Raw genomic sequence first — 21,085 nt, forward strand, 5'->3', positions numbered from 1 at the left:
GCATGACGTCGCACCAGACCACCCAGACCATGAAGCCCGCGACCGCGGCGAAGAAGCTGGGTGTGTACCTCCAGGCCACGCCCGCCGAGTTCCAGGAGGGTGTCGTCTCGCGCAGCGAACTGAACGCGCTGCAGGCCGACCCGCCCGAGTGGCTCCAGGAGCTGCGGCGCAACGGCCCGCACCCCCGCCCCGTGGTCGCCGCGAAGCTCGGCGTCTCCATCGCGGGCCTGGCCCGCGGCGGGGTCACGGAGCCGCTCACCACGGAGCAGATCGAGGCCCTGAAGCAGGAGCTGCCGGGCTGGCTGCGCGAGGAGCGCGCCACGCAGGCCGAGGTCCGCAAGGAGGCGGTCCGCATCAAGGAGAAGCAGGCGGAGAAGCAGGCGAAGCGGAGCGAGCGCGAGTCGGACGCCCCGCGCGACTGACCGGCTCCGCCCTTGACCGGCTCCGCCCCTGACCTCGGACCCGCCCCTGACCTCGGACCCGGGCCTGACCTCGGACCCGGGCCTGACCTCGGACCCGGGCCTGACCTCGGACCCGGGCCTGACCTCGGACCCGGGCCTGACCTCGGACCCGGGGCTGACCTCGGTTTGGAGCCGGGCTCTGGCTTGGACGCGGGCCTCGGGGCTGGTCTCGGCTTCGGAGCTGGGTCTGACCTCGGTTTGGAGCCTGGCCCTGGTTTGGACGCGGGCCCCGGCGCTGGTCTCGGCTTCGGTGTCGGTCTCGGCTTCGGAGCTGGGCCCGACCTCAGCTTCGACCCGGGCCTCGGCTCGGACCCGGGCCTCGACTCGGACCCGGGCCTCGACTCGGACCCGGGCCTCGGCTCGGACCCGGGCCTCGACTCGGATCAGGGCCCCGGCACCGGTCCCGGCTTCGGCACCGTTCCCAACCCCAGCTACAACCCCGGCGCCGAGCCGGGCCCCGGCACCGGCTCCGACCTCGGCTCCGGCCCCGGCCCCGTCCGTCGGACGAGTGACGCCGACATCGTCGCCCCTGCGGCCACCGCGGCCGCATGCAGGCAGGCCGCGACCGCGAGGTTCTCGGGCAGGGGTGCGTCGGCCGGGTTCGTCAGGGCCAGGTGGAGCGTGTACGGGAGCTTCCAGGCGCTCCACGCGAACAGCGACCCCGAACCGAGCCAGCCGATGCCCAGCGGGATCCAGCGGGGCAGGCGGGCGGGCCGTCCCCGGGCGATGACCAGGACGGCCGCGGCCGCGAGCAGCGCCCACGCCCCGAGGACGCCGGTCAGAAGGCGTCCGGTGAGCACCCGCTCCTCGGGGCGGGCGATGCCGACGGTGCCGCCCGCCGCCCAGTACAGCCAGAACAGACCGATCGCGACGGCGGCCAGGGCCGACCAAGGAGCCGCTTGGACGGCTCCGGTCCGGGCGCGTCCGTCGCCGACCCGCCCCGCGAACGTCTCCGGCCAGCGGCGGCGCAGATACGCGGGCAGCGCGAGGGCCAGGCCGATGCCCATCCCCACGAAGCCGATCTGCATCAGCACGGCCTCCCAGCCCGGCATCGAGGGGTCGTCGTCACCGCCCCTCTCCGGCGCCGCGTCGGCCGGGCCGAACAGCGAGTCCAGGACGGCGTACGGCACGAGCGGCACCAGGAAGCCCGTGCCCACCCACGCGCAGAAGACCAGCGGCTTCGCCGGAATCCGCAGCCCCCATGGCCGCACCAGCGCGAGCGCCACGGCGATCCCGGCCGCCGCCATGCCGATCGTCACGGTGTTGAGCACCACCCACCCCGTGACCCCGAACCCGGTACCGGTCGGCGCGAGCCCGAGCAGCGCGCCGGCCACCCAGGACACCTTGATCAGCAGATACGGGGTCAATGTCGACGCGGCTCCGTACGCACCGATCCGCCCGGACCTGTCTCCTGCGCTCACCTGAACTCCGCTTCCGCTGTACGGAGTTCAAGCCTCGCCCCCGGCAGCCTCACGGGAATCAGCCGCCGGGGGTATCCGCCTCGCCCGCACGGGGGAGTCGGCTCATGGACAGAGTCGGCACTGCCGAGCGCCGACCAGGGGACCATCGAGCGCTGACCAGGGGGATTCATGACGCTCACGGCCGCGGCGGACGCGCCGCCCATCGTTCTCGTGCACGGGACGCGGTTCAGCGCAGGCCAGTGGAGCCCTCAACTCGCCGCCCTGCGCGAGGACTTCGCGGTGAACGCGGTCGATCTGCCCGGCCACGGCGCCCGTTCGGCGGAGCCCTGGAGCCTCGCCGTCGCAACGGAGATCATCGCGGCCGCGGTGGACGCGCTCGACCGCGGGCCCGCCCTGGTCGTGGGGCACTCGCTCGGTGGGTACGCCTCACTGGAGTTCGCGCGCCACCACCCGGACCGGCTGCGCGGGCTGGTCCTCGCGGGGGCCAGCGCATCGACCCGCGGCGGGTGGGCCACGCCGTACCGATGGGCCGCCGGGCTCGTCCCCCGCGTACCGAAGGACCGGCTGACCCGCTGGAACGACCGGTTGCTGCGCCGTCTGTACCCGCCCGAGGTGGTCGCGCAGACCATCCGCTCCGGGTACGCCTTCCACACGCTCCCGGCCGCCTGGGGCGAGGTCCTCGGCCGCTTCGACGCGAGCGCGATGCGGCACGTGGCGGTGCCCGTCCTCATCCTCAACGGCGAGAAGGACACCGTCTTCCGGGCGGGTGAACGGGACTTCGTCCGCGCGCGCCCGCGGGCCCGCATCGAACTCATCCCGGGGGCAAGGTACTTGGCGAACTTCGACGCACCGGCCGCCTTCACCTACGCGGTGCGCCGCTTCGCCCGGCAGCTTCAGGCCGGCGTCTGAACCGCCGCGCGCTCTTCGCTCACTTCGTCGGACGTCTTCTCGTCACTCGGGTCGTTCGGATCGTCCAGGTTGTTCAGGCGCTGCGCCTCGGTACGTGCGCGCCCCCAGGCGGGGTGACACATGAGAGTCCTCCTTCTCGTCAGCGGAGTTCCTGGATGCGGATCAGGTTGCCCGCGGGATCGCGGAAGGCGCAGTCGCGGATGCCGTACGGCTGCTCGGTCGGCTCCTGGACGATCTCGGCGTCACCGGCCCGCACCTTGGCGAACGTGTCGTCGAGCTCCGGGGTGGCCAGCAGGATCCAGCCGTACGTGCCCTTGGCCATCATCTCGCCGATGGTGCGGCGCTCGGCCTCGGTGATTCCGGGGTCGACGGCCGGCGGGGCCAGGAGGATGGACGTGCTGGGCTGGCCGGCGGGGCCGACCGTGATCCAGCGCATCGTCCCCTGCCCGACGTCACTGCGGACCTCGAAGCCGAGCACGTCCCGGTAGAAGGCCAGGGAGGCCTCCGGGTCGACATGGGGCAGAACGCTTGTGTGAATGGTGATGTCCATGCCTTGAATGCTAGGGACATCTCCCTGACCGGCGCTTCTCGAATCCTGACCGATCAGGTGTGTGGCGCCCTGCGGCCCCGGCCGAGAACAGCGGGGAAACGGTGAGGCCGAGGCGGCCCGGCTGAGGCGGCCCGACCGAGGCGAGGTTCGCGAGGTGCCGGTCGACCTCCTTGTCGGTCGCGAGCCCCGCGGCGACCGGCTTCCGCGCACCTGCCGGACCGTCGCCGCCTCCAGGACGTCGCAGGCGGCGGACGTGACCGGGAAGCAGGCGTCGGCGTTGACGTCGGTCAGCCCAGCACCGCCACCCCGAGGTGATCCCGAGGTCCTCGATGTGCCGGAAGGTGGTCGGGTCGAACAGCTCGGCCGGTGCGTCGAAGCGGGCGCCCGCCTCGGACTGTGCGTTGTCGAGCAGATAACTGCCGTCGTGGGCGGGGGAATCCGGTGCGGGACTCGTCTGGCATCCATCCCGATTCGTTTCCGTGTCAGGGAGGGCTTGAGGGGTCTCAGGATCGCTCGGCGTCAGGTGCGACTGTCAGGACGATCTTCCCGGTCGTGCGGCCGGTTTCACCCAACGCGTGTGCCTCGGCTGCCTGTTCGAGGGGGAACGTCGCGTCGACGATCACCCGCAGACGGCTGTCCTCGACCAGGGCGCTGATCTCGCGCAGCCCCTGCTGGTCGGGTTCGACGAGCATGAACACCGCTCGTACCCCGGCCTGTTCGGCCTGCCGGACGGGGAAGGTGTCGTCCGGCGGCAGCAGGGAGACGAGGATGCCGCCCCGGCGCAGGGTGCGCAGGGAGCGTGTCCAGTTGGGGCCGCCGATGCCGTCGAGGGCGACATCGACGTCGTGGACGGCATCGGCGACGTCCTGGGTGCGGTAGTCGACGAGCTCGTCGGCGCCGAGTGTGCGCAGGAGGTCGTGCTTGGCGGCGCTGGCGGTGGCGATGACGTACGCGCCGCGGGCCTTGGCGATCTGCACGGCGAGGTGGCCGACACCGCCCGCCGCGGCGTGGATCAGCACGCGCTGCCCCGGTCGGACACGAGCGGTGTCGACCAGGGCCTGCCAGGCGGTGAGCGCGGCCAGCGGCAAGGCGCCGGCCTGGACGGGGCCGAGGCCGCGTGGGCGAGGGGCGAAGTGGCGGGCCGGTGCCGTGACGTACTCGGCATAGGCGCCCGCCGGGTGCGGGAAGCGGGGCATCCCGAACACCTCGTCGCCGGGCCGGAAGATCGTCACGCCGGCGCCGACCGCCTCGACGGCTCCGGCCACGTCGAAGCCGAGGGTGAAGGGAGGCGTCGCTCCGGTGGCGAACACGCCGCGCTCGCGGGTCTTCCAGTCGGCGGGGTTCACGCCCGCCGCGCGCACACGGACCAGGATCTCGCCCCGGCCCGGCTCCGGCCGCTCGGTCTCGACGACCTTGAGGACGTCGGGGGCTCCGGCCCTGTCCTGGGACACGGCGCGCATGGTCGAAGGGGCGGTGGTGGTGGGCTGGGACATGGAGGCGTTCCTTCTTCGGGGTGCGTATCGGTGTGTATCGGTGCGTATCGGTGCCCATCGAGGAGCATCGGGCTCTCGTGCCGGTGGTGCCGGCACGGCCTGTGCCGGTGGTCCCGACACAGCCCGTGCCAGTGGCCCCGGCACGGCCCAAGACTGGCCGCTCGGCAACGCCCCCGGTGGTGGCGTGATGGCCATGTGTTGAAAAGATCTGGCCATGCATCGTGTTGGCGTTCTGGCCCTGGACGGCGTCGTCCCCTTCGAGCTCGGCATCCCCGCCCGCATCTTCAACGCCGCCCGCGACGGGGACGGCAACCCGCTGTACACCGTGGCGACCTGCAGTCTGGACGGTGGACCCGTGCACGCCGAGGGCGACTACGACCTCGCCGTCTCCCACGACGCCTCTCTGCTGGCCACCGTCGACACCGTCGTCGTCCCGCCCTCCCACCGGCTGGGACCGATCCGGGAAGAGGGCCGTCTGCCCGGCCCGCTGCGGCACGCCCTGGCCGCCATCCGCCCCGGGACGAGGATCGTCGCGATCTGCACCGGCACCTATGTCCTGGCAGCCGCCGGCCTCCTCGACGGCCGTTGCGCCACCACCCACTGGCGCGAAGCCGACCGGCTGCAGCGGATGTTCACCAGAACCCGCATCGACCCCGACGTCCTCTATGTCGACGACGGCGACATCCTCACCTCCGCCGGAGTCGCCGCGGGCATCGACCTGTGCCTGCACCTCGTCCGCCGCGACCACGGCAGCCACATCGCCAACGAGGTCGCCCGCTCCTGCGTCGTACCGCCGTGGCGCGACGGCGGTCAGGCCCAGTACATCCGGCGTCCCGTCCCCGGTCCGGCCACCGGCAGCACGGCCACCACCCGGGCATGGGCCGTGCGGCACCTGGCCGAACCGCTCACCCTGGCCGACCTCGCCGCCCACGCCAACATGAGCGTCCGCACCTTCAGCCGTCGCTTCCGCGACGAAGTCGGCACCACGCCCGGACAGTGGCTCGCCCGGCAGCGCGTCGACCTCGCACGCCACTTCCTGGAGACCACCGACTGGCCGGTCGACCTGGTCGCCCACCGGGCCGGATTCGGCACGGGCGCCTCCCTGCGCCAACACCTCCACGCCGCCATCGGTGTCAGCCCCCAGGCCTACCGCCGCACGTTCCGCCCCCAACCGGCGGTGTGACCTTGCATTGCACTTGGCGGGTTGTGCGTGATGGTTGGCGGGCAGGGTAGCCCTCGAGGCACGCAGGTGAGGCGCTTCTGCGCGAATCTGCGTGCTGAGATCCGAGTAGGTGCTGTCCTCGTGACATGAGCGCCCGTAGAGGGAACGCGGACTCCTCTGTGGTCTGGTCGCACCGGTGCACCCTTGATGATCTGAGGGCCTCGTACACGGTGCCAGAGTCAGCTGTACGCCAGCTCGACAGCGGCGCGGGGTGGACGGGTCGGTGGATGACGACGTGGAAGACAGGCAGCGCCGATGTCTTCTGGCCAGTGCGGGAGTTGGCCAGCGCGCCGGTGCCGTGGTCCGTCCCCGCGCGGAGGTTTTCCTGGCATCCGAGTCAAGGGCACCGACCCGGGCTTGAGTGTTTGGTGTCGACGGGGCGCCAGCACGGCTTCGAGAGCCTTGCGGAGCGGCGACTGCTATTGGCGCTGGATTTCGCTGGGCGGGTACGAGAGGTGCTGTCGCAGCCGTTTCGACTGCAGTTCACCTCGACGGGCGGGGCGGGCGAACATACGCCGGACTACTTGGCTCTGGGGCCAGAGGCGGTGTGGCTGCTGGATGTTCGGCCTGCGGCGAGGATCAAGCCGGAAGACGAGCTGCGTTTTGCAGCGGCAGCCCAGGCCGCCGCGTCGGCGGGCTGGCGCTATGCCGTCGTGACGGGCTGGCGACGGCAGGTGATCGCGGGCATCGACACCTTGTCCGCCCGCCGCAGAAGCATGACCGATCGGCTTGGCCTGCAACGGCAACTGCTGGACGGAGTGCGCGGACAGCCACAGCGCTTCGGCGACCTTGTTACGGGCACTGACTTACCCCAGGTTGCACGTACGCACGCCATCCATCTGCTCTGGCATGGCCGCCTGGCCATGGATTTGGCCCAACCCTTTAAGGACGCGACCTGGATCTACCGGGTGGGAGGCCGAGATGACGGAGAAGCGTCAACCGCAGCAGATCGATGACCTTGGCGGGACCAATCAGGACCGGGCCCGAGCCCGAATGGCGCATCTCCTGGAGGTCGAGACGGGGTTCCGCAGCGGCAGCCCCTTCTGGCCCGAGCCCGGCGAACCGCGCCCACAGTACGATCCCGAACGCACCACGCTGACACAGCGCCGCCGCGCGAAAGTGGCCGAGCTGTGTGCTCTGCATCCGCAGGATGCCAAGGTGCTGGGCCTGGGCCAGATCAGCTTCCGAACTCTGGAACGGATGGCCGCCGAACTCGACGAGAACGGACTGATGGGCCTGGCCGACGGCCGATGGACACCACCTTTGCGCGGGCACCGATCGATCGGACCAGCCACCGAAAAGGCCATTCATGCCGTTCATGCAGAGACGTTGCACCGCTCAAAGGTGAGCATGCGCACGAAGGAACGCATGATCCACCAATACGTACGAGAGAAGTTCGGCGCGGAAGCAGAGGAGGAGATCCCGCACTACGTCACGTTGTGGCGAGTCTGGAAGGAATGGTTCGGCCCGCAGGGAGCCCGGCAGAGGTATGCACGTTCGGCAGCTGCGGTGGATGCAGGGACTTCCCGGGTGGTGATCTCACGTCCTGGGCAGGTAGTCGTACTCGACACCACGCCGTTGCCGGTCAAGGTCTTGGACGATGTCTTCGAAGAGCCGATCTCTGTCGATCTGACGTTGGCCCTCGATGCCTTCACACATTCCCTGGTTGCCTTCCGGCTCACCCCAGGTTCGGACTCCTCGGTGGAAGTGGCCATGCTGCTGCGGGATGTGATGCTCCCGCTGCCCATGCGGCCTGGCTGGGGGCCCGAGATGGAATGGCCCTACCCCGGGGTCCCTGCCGCGGTAGTCGCGGAATTCGCGGGCCACCCGGTGGCGGGACGCCCCTACTTTGCCCCGGAGACGGTCACCAGTGATCACGGCAGCGTCTACAAGAACCACCACATGGTGAGCGTTGCCCGGAAACTGGGTGTGGTCTTGCTGCCAGCCCGGACCATGCGCCCCACCGACAAGGCCGCCTGCGAACGGGCTTTCGGGGGAATCCGGTCCTTGCTGCTGGAACTCCTGCTGGGCTACAGCGGGGTCGACGTCGCCGACCGCGGAGTCGATCCCGAGGGGGATGCGACCTGGACGTTGGAGGAGATGGAACACCTGCTGGCGACCTGGATCGTCCAGGTGTGGCAAAACCGCGAGCTCACGGAGTACGGGCCGGCCTGGGACCCCGGCGGCCGACACAGCCCGAACACGCTCTTCGCCATGGCAGGAGCCCGCGACGGCATCGACTTGGAAGTGCCTGAACCCGGCCTCTATTACGAGCTGTTGTTTCCTCACTATGTGAAAATCCACGGCAACCGCGGAGTGAAGGTCGGCGGGCTTTGGTATGACGGCCCCGCTCTCGGTCCCTACCGCAGTCGACCGTCGGCGCGAAGCGGGGTCCACCGAGGCAAATGGGCTGTCCATCGTGATCCGCGTGACTGCCGCGAGGTCTTCTTCCAAGACCCCTCCACGAACGACTGGCATCCGTTGCAGTGGCGCGGCCTGCCCCGGGACGAGGACATCCCGGCCTTCTCCGACGCACGAGTGCGCGAGGTCCTGCGCGAAGCGGCCCGTATTGGTCTCAAGCCCCAAGATGACTCTGAACTTCTGCCCGTGCTGCTGGACTTGGTTGCGGACCGCACACCCGTTTCGGCTTGGCCGAGCCAGATGACCAAGAGTCAGAGATTGGAGCGGGCACGCGAACTGGCTCGCGCACGGTCCGCTGCGGTGGACCGGCCTACGCGACATCCGGACGGGCCACGGGGGCTGCCGCCGGCACCCACGTCTGCGGAACTTGCCCAGCGCAACGCCAGGGCCATCACCGCGGACCGGCGCCGGCGTCGCGAGGCCACGGTTACCTCACGGCCCACGCCTCCCCCTCGCATGGGCGAGGTCCTGCGGACTGAGGGGATGTTCGTACTCCCGGACGAGAGCCACGCCGAACCGGAGGAACATGCATGACGCATGACGACAGCGCGATCCCCTTTGCCTTTGCCGGTCCTCCGCCTCAACGCGACACCGTGATCGGCTGGCAGGGCTACCGCAGAACTCGGCATTCTTTCCAACCTGCACCTCGCCTGGACCTGGCTAGCTGGCGGTCCTTGAGCCCTCGCCAGCGCACACTGCACGATTTGCACCGAATCGCCACCCACGCCAACCTGCCACTCTTGCACACGCCCATGAGCCGGGCAGTCGCGAAGTTGTTGAACGGAAGGATCGAGAACAACGCGCTGAAGCGTAAACCCACCACCTGCTCTGGAGTGATGGTCACGGGAGGCGGCTACCAAGGGAAGACCGAGACCGTATGTGAGGTCGCCGCCGCCTTCGAGGACCGATGGCTCGCCCTACTCGATCACTTCAACCCTGAAGCCAAACCCGGAACTCGAGATCTTCACGCACCAGTCGCGTACGTCCAGACCCCGGTGACTGCGAAGCCCAAGAGCACCTGCAAGGCCATCCTGAACTACTTCGGTGCCCCGGTGCACCCGCGCATGGACCTCCCAGACCTGGTCCGCCAGGTTGCCGCCTCACTCCACGACCACGGCACCAAAGCCCTATTGCTGGACGACATCACCAGGCTGCGCATGCACCGGGCAGACGATCAGGACACGCTCGACCTCATCCGCGCCTTCATGAGCATGAACGTCACTCTGGTGCTGATCGGAGTAGATATCCCCCAATCCGGCCTGCTCAGCGAAGGACGCTTCGATCCACGCAGCAAGCAAGTCACCATGCCGGCCTCACGGCACGCCAGGGTGCACGGCCTGGAAGCCACCCAAACCGAGCGCCGCTTCGACCTGGTCGAACTTGACCGCTTCAGCTACGACTCGGCTGAAGAAATCGCCACCTGGACCGCTCATCTGGCTGGTGTTGAGAACGAGTTGCGGCTCATGGACGCGCGCGAAGGGATGCTCACCGAAGGCACCATGCCTGAGTACCTCTACCAGCGCACCGACGGGGTTGTCGGCCTACTGGAACGACTGTTGGAAGACGGGTGCCGCGAGGCCATCGCCAGTGGGAGGGAATGCCTGACCGAGGAGCTTCTGGAATCCGTCGCTCTTGACCTGGCCGGGACCCCGGGGCGGGACCCGAACGCCGGCGAAGTGCCTTCGGTGCCCAAGCCGTCACGGAATAAGCCCAAGAAGAGGGCCAAACGACCACGCAACACCGTCTTCGATGACCCCGGCCCCGACGCTCAGGACGCGGGGTGAATACATGCTGCTGTCGTCGCTTCCCCGCAGCCTCGATCCTTTGCCCGATGAATCCCTCTCCGGTTACGTGCTTCGACTTTCCCACCGGCTGGCCCTGCCTCCGGGGTGGCTGATGCAGCACACCGGTATCGGGAACCTCGACGCGCATGGTCTTTTTGCCTCGAACAGTGCCCTGGCCACCGCACTCCCCGAGGATGTAACGACCCGGGTCGCCCGCACCACCCGCCTTCACCCAGACGAGGTCACTGCTCTCACTCTGGCTTGCTGGAACGGTCGATATCCGCCCATCACTCGGGCCATCGAAGCTGGCGGGCGTCGACATGCTGGCGACTGGCTCTTCCGAAGCACGGCCCGCTACTGCCCCGAATGCCTGGCTGGCGACGGATCAGTCATTCAGCAGCAGCACGGTGGCCCCTGGAAGAAGTCCTGGAGGCTCCCCGTGGTCTTCGCCTGCCTGGAGCACCGCAGATACCTGCGCTACGGGTGCCCTGGATGTCACCAGGCCCCCGATGCCAGTACGGGCAGTCGACTGGTTGCCAGGATTGGCGACGCCAGCCTTCATCCAGTGCAGTGCAGAAATCCACTGCGGTTCCCCGAAGGCAACAAGCGCACGGGTCCCGCCTGCGGAATCCGGCTTGATCAGCAGATTGTGGCGGTCCCAACACGGCCATTCCCGGACATGGTGGCCCTACAGGCTCAAATTCTAAGACACCTGTCCCCAGACATCTCGAAGCGCGAAGCCTCCGAGTATTTCACTGACCTGCAACTGATTGCCGCGCTCGTCGTCATGACCTGGCCCGAGGCGAAGCACCAGGCCCCCCTCGTCGCAGGCAACATCGCAGACAGCTACCTCCGCAACCTGGCCGCGCGGCCGACTGCCAGTCGCCGAATCCACAGATTCACCGAACTGCCCGTCGGCTCAGCCGCAGCCGCTGCCCTCCTGCGGATCGCTCAATCGGTGCTTGACAGGGATGACCTCCGCTCGCACCTGGTTCCCCTCGTGCTGCGTGACCGCACCATGAACCGGACGACCACCTGGTCCGAGCGCTTTGTGGGACAACAGGACGCCTGCTCCAGCCGTCTCAGAGAAGCTGGTGCCCCGCTCACCCACGCCATCAGCGGTGGTCTATCCGCGCGCCGGTCGCCCGCCCAGCACGACGGATTCGCTCCCGAACAGGTACCCGCCTTCTTACCCAAGAGCTGGGCTGACCAGTACCTTCAAAAATGCAGCGGTGTCAGCCAGCGGATCTTGCGACGCACAGCGTCCGTCCGACTCGCACAAATGGCCATGGGCGGCTCTCTAGACCAAGCTGCGGACTTCCTCGGCATCCACGCCCCAACGAGCGCAACGGGTGCCATCCGCCGATGGGCCCACCTGAAGCTCGATGTGTTCGAGTTCGACACCGCCCTGCACGCCTTGGCTACCGCCCTCGACGTCCATGCGCCAGATCTCCCCGACTACAGACACCGGCGTCAAACACTCCGGAACTGGTACCTCGACGAGCAGAGCTGGCGCGAGCTCACCACCAAAGTCCCGCCTTCGTCCACCACCCCAGCCCACTACGACGATCTCAAGCGACACATCGCCTCGATCTTCGTTTGGAGCCGTATTACACAAGGTGAGCACCTCTTCGCCCCGCGCCCCATGGAAGCCAGCCAAAATCTTCAGAAACAGAAATGGTGGGAGAGCCGTCGCAACACCATGTGGTGCCTGCTCGTCAACCCAGGTGTCTCGCCTCACTACTCCGCGCTCGGGGAGCTCCTGACCGAGTACGCCGATCAGCACGTGAACTGCGACTTTTCGAGATAGGTAACATCAATCCGCAACCCTGCACCGGGCCTGAGTGCCGACATAGTTCTTTCCTAGGTGCGCGGCTACGGACGTGTGGACGCAGTGGATGTGGCAATTTCACCAGATGGTCAGGAACTACAGTCGGTCGCAGACTGCGGTGAGCGAAAAGATCGAAAAGATAGAGTGCAATAAGGAGGCGACATGGCGGTGAAAGCAAAACTTGAAGGGCACGTGTTTGATCTGGATTCCCTCGTTGAACTATTCCGCGAGGGCGAGTCGAAAGTTAGCAAAGAAGATGACGGCTACTACCTGAGCTCATCTGAGTTGGACGGCCTGATGGGCGATGGCGGGCGGCTGGTCGAGGCAGCTACTCGTCTCCTCCAGAAAGTGACAGGTGTTGCTCGCATCCTCGACAGCAGTTTCCGGCCTGTCAGCCTGCCCGGTACTTTCGTTGAGGATGACGGCGATGGCGGCACCCGCCGCCATCATGTGGTGGCGGCTGACACCGCCGTGGTTCGGTCCAAGGCGTGCGCCGTAATTGTGTCAACGGATGATGGACAGTCCTCGGTATCCGAGCCCCCGCCTTCGCCACCGGCGGAAGGGCCACCGTACCTCCAGTTGGCATCCAGCCATCCTGACGTGGCTGAGGCTCTGGAGATCCTGGGTAAGCCGAGTGTTTCACTCAACTGGGTTGACCTCTACAAGCTCTATGAGATTGTGCGAAGCAACATCGGGGGCGAGAAAGCGGTTAGGGCAACGCAGTGGGTGCCCGATGGTGACATCTCTGCATTCACGGCATCGGCTAATCGACCTGACGTGAGTGGCAGTGATGCGCGTCATGCAAGGGCCAGTGGCGCCGGACTGCCTAAGCGGACAATGAACCTGGCTGAGGGTGAAGCATTCATCCGCAGTCTCGTTGAGGCGTGGTGGAAGTCTCTCAGTGGCAAGCCCACGAACTAACAAGCCGCGAAGCCGTCGATCTCGGCAGGAGAGGAGGTGATCAGAATGCCGTTGCCGGACCGGCGAACATCCAGGTGAGGAATTCCCTCCGTGGAATGGAACGCGGTGCCGAGCCACTCCGCCTTCGGCTGCCCGCTCTCGTCCTGTGAGCGACGCGGCTTATGCTGCCCGTGACGTTCCATGATGTGCCTCGCAGATGTGACCCCCTGCGCGGGCCGATTGGCCCGCTGAAATTACAACCTGCGGCCCTGCAGGGCAGGTACGCCCAGGACGCTGGCCTTCCCGTGACGGATGGGGCACAGTCAGTGGGGAACGGCTGTCGGAGGCTTCAGTATGTTTCGAAGTCGGGTTCCCAGTCAGGGTCGGGCTCTTCATCGTCATTGAGTATCTGGCCCTTGATTCCAGCGAGGTCGAGTTCCCACATCGTGAGTGTGAGACCGCACAGGCGGCACCCGAAGTGCCGTGGGAGGAACCAGATTTCGCCGTATTCACCTGACTTGTCCCGGCCGCTTACGAAGCCGGTGTGCCCGCACGCGGGGCATGCTGCGGGTACGGTCAACGGCCATGGAGCGGCAGTCGGCAGCGCGGAGAGACTGCTGACGAGTTCGGTGATCTCGGCTTCGGACAGGCGCCGAGTGGTCTCGGCGAAGCGCTCGTGGGCCTGCCGGAGTTTCGCGTTGTAGCGGACCTCCCTCTCGGTCATGGCCTGGGCTACCAGCGCGGTGCAGGCTTCGAGGTGCGTGCCCCAGAAGCCATCGGGCTCTGTCGACAGGGCTTTCAGGAGTGCGTTGATGTGTTCGATGCCTGCGGCCAGGAGCGCGCGGCACTCGGTCACGGGCTGACCCCATCCCATGTGGGTGATGCCGTTGCGGGACTCTCGTAGTTCCTTGAGCTTGGCAGGCGTCTTGTGCTCGGGGCCGAGAAGCTGGGCTGCTCTGAGGATGGCCCCCTCGCCGCCGATGGTCTTGAGCCCGGCGCGGCCCTTCTTCGCCTTGTCCTCGTTCCCACTCAGGACCAGGAGGTCGTCGACGCTCGGCTGCTTCTCCGAGGCGAGGAGCACGGGAGCGATGGACGCCAGGTACGCCTTGGACGCGTGTTCCACTGCGACCGCCATGTGGTGCACGGCGAAGTCCTGGTCGATGGGCTCCTCCAGGTACGCATCGACAGCCGTGCGCGCCCATTTCCGGGCCGATATCAGCAGGTGCTCGTGGATCGATGCTTGGGACATGCGAATCAAGATAGAGGCGCCGTGTGCGAGGGCACTGCGTATTTGGAGAGACCAGCTGACCAGAATCGGCACCACTACGTGCAGGACGGTCTATAAGGGACTTCGCGCTGGTAATGGGCTATCAAATGCGGCTAGGAGGCTGGACACCGGCCATGCTGCGTGAGGAGACTGGATCATGCCCTCTCAGGTGTCTCACGATGCGTCGGCCTCAGCGCTGGGTTACCTCTATCAGGCGAAGTGGGCGCTGCTGGAGCTCCTTCGGGGATCGTTTGAGCGGCCGGACGGAGCCATCAGCCTCGAATTGCACGACGACGTGGCATGGGAGGTCGCTGACCGTCCTGTCGATTTGCTGCAGACGAAACTTCACCAACGGTCGACCCGGACGCTGGGTGATCGGGATGACGATCTGTGGCGCACTATCCGATCGTGGATGGACACCCATGACCCCGGAGACGCAGAGGGGCCGTGGCTGACGCTCGTCACCACCCAGCAGGCGCGGGAGGGGTCTGCCGCCGCTGCGTTGCGCAGCACGAGTCGAGACCCGGCAGCGGCCCTGCGGCGGCTCGAGTCGGCCGCCTCAGTCTCCAAGTCGAAGGACACAGCTGAGGCCCGCGCGCGGTTTCTTGCGCTGTCGGCGGGCGAGCGCGCGACGTTCGTTCAGCGGATGCGTGTCATCGACGGCACGCTCGGCATTGATGACCTCGATAGTGCGGTGCGTAAGCAACTGCTGTTCACTCTGCCGTCGGGAGAGGGTCCGCAGGCAGCTTTCATGGAGCAGCTGTGGGCGTGGTGGTACGACCAAGTCGTGGAGATGCTGCAGAAGCGTCGGACGAGCGTTTCCGTCGGGTCGGTGCATCGGCGGGTGGAGCAGATCCGGGACGACTACGCAGCCGACCGGCTTCCGACGCTGGTGGAGCGAAGTGACTGGAAGGCCGCCCAACGGCGCGGAACGGTCTATGACGATCGGTGCTTCGTTCACCAGCTGCGGTGGGTCAACCTCGGCCGGCCCGAGTTGGAGAAGGCGATGATGGACTACTACCGCGCCTATACCCAGGCCGTGGCCTGGGCCACCAACGACCTGATCGGGCTGGACGAACTGGGCAAATACCAAGCCGACTTGATTGACGAGTGGGAGCGTCTCTTTGCCCGCATGGTGCGTCGCCTGCCGGCGGATGCTGGCGAGCAGGAGCGACAGGACGCGGGGGAAGAGCTTTTGTGGCAGGTGCTGGACAGCGTCACAGTCAGGATCCGGGACCAGTACGACCAGGTCTTCTTCCATCGTGGCCAGCATCACTGCCTAGCGGATGAAGCGCGCGTGGGGTGGCATCCCGAGTTCGTGCAGCGGGTCCAGGAACTGACCGTTGGCTCAGTTCGTGCCTAGCCGCGTCCATCAGCCGCAGGCCTTTGCCACGTTCCTCAACCCGGCACTGGTAGGTGCGGTACAGGCCGTGATGGCCCGGGAGTACGAGCTCAAGCGTGGTCGCGCGATGGCCTGGCCGCTGGCGCTCGTCCTGCCCGTTCTGGTGTTGCACGGCTCTACTCGTGAGGCACTGCCGTCCAGTACCAGAACGCACCTGCCTACCTGGGCAGCGCGCAATCCGGGGCTGCTCGCGGGCTTCGGAGCTCGGGTCCAGTCGACGTTGCCGGTGATGCGGGAAGGGCTCCGGTTTGCTCTGCGGCACGGGCTCATACAGATGGAGTCCGGAGCCGTGTCCTCCGCGCCTGTTCCCGCACAGCGGGCCGAGGGAGAACTTCAGGAGCTGTTGAAGGCGGCCCGACTCGTCGGAAAGTGGGCGGCGACCGTAGATCAGCCTTCCACCCTCTTGGCGCTCCTAGGCGTGAGAGTCTGATCAGCGTGCAGCTTCGGTCACTGATTCTCTACAGCAAGAGCGGCAAGACCCGTGAGCTGAAGTTCAGGCTGGGTGAACTGAACATCATCACGGGCAGTTCTCGGACCGGGAAGAGCATCATCCTGGATATCGTCGACTTCTGTCTGGGACGCGACGACGCCCCCGTGTCCGTCGGGCCAATCACCAGAACCGTCGAATGGGTGGCCGTGCTACTAGAGTTGCCCGACACCCGGGCGTTTGTGGCACGTCGACTTCCCGCCAAGGGGAGGAAGTCCATCTCCACCGCGATGCTTGAGTTCGGCTCCGCTCTACAGGCCTTGCCCTACGAGCGGCTCGACAACAACTGCGACTCCGACGAACTGCGTCAGCAGCTCGGCCTCAGGATCGGCCTAGGAGACGTCCGCAGCGAACCACAGCCCGGAAGCCTGCAAGCACCCTTCGCAGTCCACCTCGGACATGCGGTACCACTGTGCCTGCAGAACCAGGACGAGATCACCACACGAAGCATCCTGTTCCACCGGCAAGGCGAACGCGACGCAGGAGCTCGGCTGACCTCGACCCTGCCGTACTTCCTCGGTGCGGTTGGTGACGACCAGGCGCAAAAACAGCACGAACTGACCACAGCGCGCCGAATTCTGCGACGCAGACAGCAGGAATTGAAGGTCGCCGAAACCGCCGACGGCAACATCGACGCCCGCCTGCACTTGCTGTTGGCCCAAGCCCGCACAGCAGGCTTGATATCCGCCGGCGAGGAGTTCGGCAGCCGCGAAGCTCTGCTCGACGCCCTACGCGAAGCGGTCCGCTTTCCGCCGCCCCCCACCGAGGCGAACCCCTCACAGGCAGAGCGCACCGTCGCGTTGCAAGACAGTCGCACCCAACTCCGCCACCGGTTGGAGGACATCAGTGAGCAGCGTCGGTTCCTCACGCGGCAAGAAGCAGAAGAAAACAGCTACTCACAGGTGGTACAACGCGGCATCTCCCGCCTCTATGCCGTCGACCTGCTTCCCCCCGGCCGTGGGCCGCTCGTAGATGACGCCACATGTCCACTGTGCGCATCGCGCCTGCCACAACCCGATAGCGCTGTCGAAGACATGTTGCACACCCTCAGCGATCTTCGGGGGCAGCTCGCTTCCGTTCACACGGTGCGGCCCCGGCGCGAGCAGACACTGCGGGAACTCGCCGAGCAGGCGGACACTGTGCGAGAAGAATTGCGGGGCGTCGAAGGAGCTCTCAACTCACTGGCTGAACTGGAAGCCGACCGCACGCGCTTCCGCGCCCAGGCCGAGGAACAGGCTTTCCTGCGCGGCCGGATCGACGCGCACCTGAGCCAGCTCCCGGGCACTGGGGACAGCTACGAGGGGAGTCTCCTGCAGATGCGAGCGTCCGCCGCCTTCGCCCAGGCAACGGCCGACGAACTCGAAGCGGAACTCGACACTGACGCCATGCAGGACCGGCTCGATCACGCCCTCAGCTACATCAACACCGACATGACGGCCTACGCCCAGGAACTCAAACTTGAGCACAGCGAACGCAACGTGCGCCTCGACGTGCGCAAACTTACCGTCCTTGCCGACACCGACGACGGGATCACCCCGCTGCTGCGCATCGGCAGCGGTGAGAACTGGGTTGGCTACCACCTTGTCGCCCACCTGGCGTTGCACCGCTTCTTCGCACTAAACCATCGGCCTGTGCCGCGGATGCTTCTGCTGGACCAGGTGACCCAGCCGTTCTACCCCTCAGAAGTCGCCAAGGACAGCGGGAACCCCGACCTCATCCGTTCGGACGCCGACCGCAACACCGTTCATGGCATGTTTGACCTGATGTACCGCTTCACCCACGACCTCGCCCCCGACTTCCAACTCATCGTCAGCGACCACGCCAACCTGCCTGACCAGTGGTACCAGGATTGTGTTCGCTACAACTGGCGCGACGGCGAGGCCCTCGTCCCGCAGAGCTGGATCGACGAACACCCTAGCTCGTAGGCGCGAGGGGACGAACATGCCCGCTGGCAGGGCTGGCCGCCCCCGCAAGCTGGGACTGGGACGCGTAGCGCGGGATCGTTGCGCGCCCGGAAGCACGGACAGTTGAGTACCGCCGCCGACTTCGGCAGAAGTAAGCCGCGCCCTGTCACCACTTCTGCGCTTCGCCGAAGCCGCGGCCCACAGGTCACGGACAGGGCTGACGATGTCTCTTCCGCCAGTCTGCCAAGTGGCCATCCGCCGTTCCGCCCAATCCGTGCGCGGGTCGAGGCTCTCTCCCTACGCGACGGTGCACGGCACGACCAGCTCGTCGAAGCGGTTAGATCACACGTATCCAAGAACAGCACCCGTCATGACGTGAGAGCCCCGCGCGAACCAGGCCCGCACCGTGGAACCCGGGAAGACGCCTGGCCGTGTCGATTCAGTCGCTACCCCGCGCGCCAGTCATCGCGCTCAGCCGCCGGCTATCGCGCTCAGTCACATGAGGGACAGCGGTCAGCAGGTCGTGGGGCTGACCGTCCGAGGTCGGAGGGCGGCGTTGGGTAGGTGCTCGTGTGCGGTCGCGGTGTCTCGCCAGAGCGGGGTGGAGGTCCGGGGCCCCTGCTTGACGCTGCACGTGCTCGGCGTTAATCGGCGCGATCCGATGTCATCAATCTGAAGAGGTGCGTGCGCACCCCCCGAAGCATCACGCACAACCCGCCAGATCACCTGCAAACCCGCCAACTGAAGCGCAACGTCACAGGCGGCCGCCCGCACAGCGCCCATCGGCATTGCATAAAACTGCGGCTATGCGTATAGTCATGCCACCCAAGAGGAGGGTTCCATGGCGGTACGCGCAGCAGTGGCAGGGGCGAGTGGGTATGCGGGCGGCGAACTGCTGCGTCTGCTGCTCGTCCACCCCGAGGTGGAGATCGGTGCCCTGACCGGCAACACGAACGCGGGCCAGCGCCTGGGCGCGCTGCAGCCGCATCTTCTTCCGCTCGCCGACCGCGTCCTGGAGCCGACCACCGTCGAGGTCCTCGCGGGCCAGGGCCGTCGGCATGATGTGGTGTTCCTCGCCCTGCCCCACGGGCAGTCCGCCGCCGTCGCCGACCAGCTCGGCCCCGACGTCCTCGTCGTCGACATGGGCGCCGACTTCCGGCTGAAGGACGCGGGGGACTGGGAGAAGTTCTACGGGAGCCCGCACGCGGGCACCTGGCCCTACGGCCTGCCCGAACTGCCGGGCGCCCGCGCCGCATTGGAGGGGGCCAAGCGCATCGCGGTGCCCGGTTGCTACCCCACCGCCGTCTCGCTCGCGCTCTTCCCGGCGTACGCCGCGGACCTCGTCGAGGCCGACGCGGTGATCGTCGCCGCGTCCGGCACCTCCGGCGCGGGCAAGGCAGCCAAGCCCCACCTCCTGGGCTCCGAGGTCATGGGGAACATGTCCCCGTACGGAGTGGGCGGCGTGCACCGGCACACCCCCGAGATGATCCAGAACCTGAGCGCGGCCGCGGGCGCGCCGGTCACCGTCTCCTTCACGCCGACCCTGGCCCCGATGCCCCGCGGCATCCTCGCCACCTGCACCGCGAAGGCGAAGGACGGCGTCACCGCCGAGTCCGTGCGGGCCGCGTACGAGAAGGCCTTCGCCGACGAACCGTTCGTGCACCTGCTCCCCGAGGGGCAGTGGCCGAACACCGCCGCCGTGTACGGCTCGAACGCCGTGCACGTCCAGGTCGCCCACGACGCGGCGGCCGGCCGCGTGATCGTGATCAGCGCCATCGACAACCTGACCAAGGGCACCGCCGGCGGTGCCCTGCAGAGCATGAACATCGCCCTCGGCCTCGACGAGGCCACCGGGCTCTCTACGATCGGAGTCGCGCCGTGAGTGTGACGGCAGCCAAGGGATTCACGGCCGCGGGCATCGCCGCCGGAATCAAGGAGAACGGCAACCCGGACCTGGCCCTCGTGGTCAACACCGGGCCGCGCCTGGCCGCCGCGGGCGTCTTCACCTCCAACCGCGTCAAGGCCGCCCCCGTCCTCTGGTCGGAGCAGGTCCTCAAGGGCGGCCTCGTCTCCGCGGTCGTCCTCAACTCCGGCGGCGCCAACGCCTGTACGGGACCCAAGGGCTTCCAGGACACGCACGCCACCGCCGAGAAGGTGGCCGACGTGCTGTCCCTCAACGCGGGCGAGGTCGCCGTCGCGTCGACCGGACTCATCGGCGTCACGCTGCCGATGGACAAGCTCCTGCCGGGAGTCGAGAAGGCCGCGGGTGAACTCTCCGCGCACGGCGGCGAGAAGGCCGCCATCGCCATCAAGACCACCGACAGCGTGCACAAGACGTCCGTCGTCACCAAGGACGGCTGGACCGTCGGCGGCATGGCCAAGGGCGCGGGCATGCTCGCCCCCGGCCTCGCCACCATGCTCGTGGTCCTGACGACCGACGCCGACCTCGGCGCCGACGTCCTGGACAAGGCGCTGCGCGACGCCACCCGGCTCACCTTCGACCGCGTCGACTCCGACGGCTGCATGTCCACCAACGACACGGTCCTCCTGCTCGCCTCGGGCGCGGCCGAAGTCGCCCCGGAGTACGCCGACTTCGCCGAGGCCGTCCGTGAGGTCTGCGACGACCTCGGACGGCAGCTGATCGGCGACGCCGAGGGCGCGAGCAAGGACATCAAGGTCGAGGTCGTCAACGCCGCGAGCGAGGCCGACGCCGTCGAGGTCGGCCGGTCCATCGCCCGCAACAACCTCCTCAAGTGCGCCCTGCACGGCGAGGACCCCAACTGGGGCCGGGTGCTCTCCGCGATCGGCACGACCTCCGCGGTCTTCGACCCGAACCAGCTCAACGTCGCCATCAACGGCGTCTGGGTCTGCAAGAACGGCTCGGTCGGCGAGGACCGCGAGCTCGTCGACATGCGCTACCGGGAGGTCGTCATCACCGCCGACCTCGCGGCGGGCGCCGAGACCGCGACGATCTGGACCAACGACCTCACCGCCGACTACGTCCACGAGAACAGCGCGTACAGCTCATGAGCG

Annotated in this window: 18 protein-coding genes; 13 read left to right on the forward strand and 5 right to left on the reverse strand. The window is 67.5% G+C overall.

The features are described from left to right. Nucleotides 1-2: 2 nt before the first annotated feature. Nucleotides 3-422, forward strand: a complete 420-nt coding sequence (locus AB0B50_RS08695) for a DUF5997 family protein (RefSeq protein ID WP_362327736.1) — start codon at nucleotides 3-5, stop codon at nucleotides 420-422. Nucleotides 423-892: 470 nt separating this feature from the next. Here the strand turns inward: AB0B50_RS08695 and AB0B50_RS08700 are convergent, their stop codons facing one another. Beyond that, nucleotides 893-1,882 carry a hypothetical protein gene (locus tag AB0B50_RS08700; protein ID WP_362327739.1) on the reverse strand — a complete coding sequence of 330 codons (990 nt, stop codon included), beginning with the start codon at nucleotides 1,880-1,882 and terminating at the stop codon, nucleotides 893-895. A 168-nt stretch (nucleotides 1,883-2,050) separates the two neighbouring features. Here AB0B50_RS08700 and AB0B50_RS08705 point away from each other — a divergent pair, with 168 nt between their 5' ends. Continuing rightward, nucleotides 2,051-2,791 (forward strand): alpha/beta fold hydrolase, encoded by a 741-nt coding sequence (locus tag AB0B50_RS08705; RefSeq protein WP_362327741.1) that lies wholly within the window; start codon nucleotides 2,051-2,053, stop codon nucleotides 2,789-2,791. Here AB0B50_RS08705 and AB0B50_RS08710 read toward each other — a convergent pair. The 3 genes from AB0B50_RS08710 to AB0B50_RS08720 all read right to left on the reverse strand — a co-directional run bounded on the left by AB0B50_RS08710 (nucleotide 2,776) and on the right by AB0B50_RS08720 (nucleotide 4,834). Next, complete coding sequence (locus tag AB0B50_RS08710; RefSeq protein WP_362327744.1) at nucleotides 2,776-2,913, reverse strand: hypothetical protein; 138 nt, start codon at nucleotides 2,911-2,913, stop codon at nucleotides 2,776-2,778. The genes AB0B50_RS08705 and AB0B50_RS08710 overlap by 16 nt on opposite strands. Before the next feature lie 17 nt (nucleotides 2,914-2,930). Beyond that, nucleotides 2,931-3,341 carry a VOC family protein gene (locus AB0B50_RS08715; RefSeq protein ID WP_362327746.1) on the reverse strand — a complete coding sequence of 137 codons (411 nt, stop codon included), beginning with the start codon at nucleotides 3,339-3,341 and terminating at the stop codon, nucleotides 2,931-2,933. A gap of 503 nt (nucleotides 3,342-3,844) precedes the next feature. Continuing rightward, nucleotides 3,845-4,834 carry an NADP-dependent oxidoreductase gene (locus tag AB0B50_RS08720; RefSeq protein WP_362327749.1) on the reverse strand — a complete coding sequence of 330 codons (990 nt, stop codon included), beginning with the start codon at nucleotides 4,832-4,834 and terminating at the stop codon, nucleotides 3,845-3,847. Between the two features lie 214 nt (nucleotides 4,835-5,048). On the opposite strand from AB0B50_RS08720, the gene AB0B50_RS08725 reads away from it, so the two are divergent. From AB0B50_RS08725 to AB0B50_RS08750, 6 genes are all read left to right on the forward strand, one after another. Beyond that, nucleotides 5,049-6,017 carry a helix-turn-helix domain-containing protein gene (locus AB0B50_RS08725; RefSeq protein ID WP_362327752.1) on the forward strand — a complete coding sequence of 323 codons (969 nt, stop codon included), beginning with the start codon at nucleotides 5,049-5,051 and terminating at the stop codon, nucleotides 6,015-6,017. Nucleotides 6,018-6,283: 266 nt separating this feature from the next. Further along, a complete protein-coding gene (locus AB0B50_RS08730; protein ID WP_362327755.1) occupies nucleotides 6,284-7,012 on the forward strand; it encodes a TnsA-like heteromeric transposase endonuclease subunit in 729 nt (242 codons plus the stop codon). Then, entirely contained in the window at nucleotides 6,978-9,011 is a 2,034-nt protein-coding gene (locus AB0B50_RS08735) for a transposase (protein ID WP_362327758.1), read from the forward strand. Before AB0B50_RS08730 ends, AB0B50_RS08735 begins: the two co-directional genes overlap by 35 nt. After that, nucleotides 9,008-10,261, forward strand: a complete 1,254-nt coding sequence (locus AB0B50_RS08740; RefSeq protein WP_362327761.1) for a TniB family NTP-binding protein — start codon at nucleotides 9,008-9,010, stop codon at nucleotides 10,259-10,261. The genes AB0B50_RS08735 and AB0B50_RS08740 overlap by 4 nt, the downstream gene beginning before the upstream one ends. A 4-nt stretch (nucleotides 10,262-10,265) precedes the next feature. Next, nucleotides 10,266-12,071, forward strand: a complete 1,806-nt coding sequence (locus AB0B50_RS08745; RefSeq protein WP_362327764.1) for a TniQ family protein — start codon at nucleotides 10,266-10,268, stop codon at nucleotides 12,069-12,071. A 183-nt stretch (nucleotides 12,072-12,254) separates the two neighbouring features. Then, on the forward strand, nucleotides 12,255-13,013 hold the full coding sequence (locus AB0B50_RS08750; RefSeq protein WP_362327766.1) for a hypothetical protein: 759 nt from the start codon (nucleotides 12,255-12,257) through the stop codon (nucleotides 13,011-13,013). A 328-nt stretch (nucleotides 13,014-13,341) separates the two neighbouring features. Here the strand turns inward: AB0B50_RS08750 and AB0B50_RS08755 are convergent, their stop codons facing one another. Then, entirely contained in the window at nucleotides 13,342-14,316 is a 975-nt protein-coding gene (locus AB0B50_RS08755; protein WP_362327768.1) for a hypothetical protein, read from the reverse strand. A gap of 100 nt (nucleotides 14,317-14,416) precedes the next feature. Here AB0B50_RS08755 and AB0B50_RS08760 point away from each other — a divergent pair, with 100 nt between their 5' ends. From AB0B50_RS08760 to argJ, 5 genes are all read left to right on the forward strand, one after another. Continuing rightward, a complete protein-coding gene (locus AB0B50_RS08760) occupies nucleotides 14,417-15,622 on the forward strand; it encodes an ABC-three component system protein (RefSeq protein ID WP_362327771.1) in 1,206 nt (401 codons plus the stop codon). Then, entirely contained in the window at nucleotides 15,615-16,091 is a 477-nt protein-coding gene (locus tag AB0B50_RS08765) for a three component ABC system middle component (protein ID WP_362328234.1), read from the forward strand. The genes AB0B50_RS08760 and AB0B50_RS08765 overlap by 8 nt, the downstream gene beginning before the upstream one ends. Nucleotides 16,092-16,096: 5 nt before the next feature. After that, complete coding sequence (locus AB0B50_RS08770) at nucleotides 16,097-18,073, forward strand: DUF3732 domain-containing protein (RefSeq protein ID WP_362327773.1); 1,977 nt, start codon at nucleotides 16,097-16,099, stop codon at nucleotides 18,071-18,073. Nucleotides 18,074-18,893: 820 nt separating this feature from the next. Beyond that, nucleotides 18,894-19,934 carry an N-acetyl-gamma-glutamyl-phosphate reductase gene (argC, locus tag AB0B50_RS08775; RefSeq protein ID WP_362327775.1) on the forward strand — a complete coding sequence of 347 codons (1,041 nt, stop codon included), beginning with the start codon at nucleotides 18,894-18,896 and terminating at the stop codon, nucleotides 19,932-19,934. Continuing rightward, complete coding sequence (argJ, locus tag AB0B50_RS08780; RefSeq protein ID WP_362327778.1) at nucleotides 19,931-21,082, forward strand: bifunctional glutamate N-acetyltransferase/amino-acid acetyltransferase ArgJ; 1,152 nt, start codon at nucleotides 19,931-19,933, stop codon at nucleotides 21,080-21,082. The genes argC and argJ overlap by 4 nt, the downstream gene beginning before the upstream one ends. Nucleotides 21,083-21,085 lie beyond the last annotated feature (3 nt).

It is taken from the genome of Streptomyces sp. NPDC041068 (assembly GCF_040647455.1).
Lineage (GTDB): Bacteria > Actinomycetota > Actinomycetes > Streptomycetales > Streptomycetaceae > Streptomyces.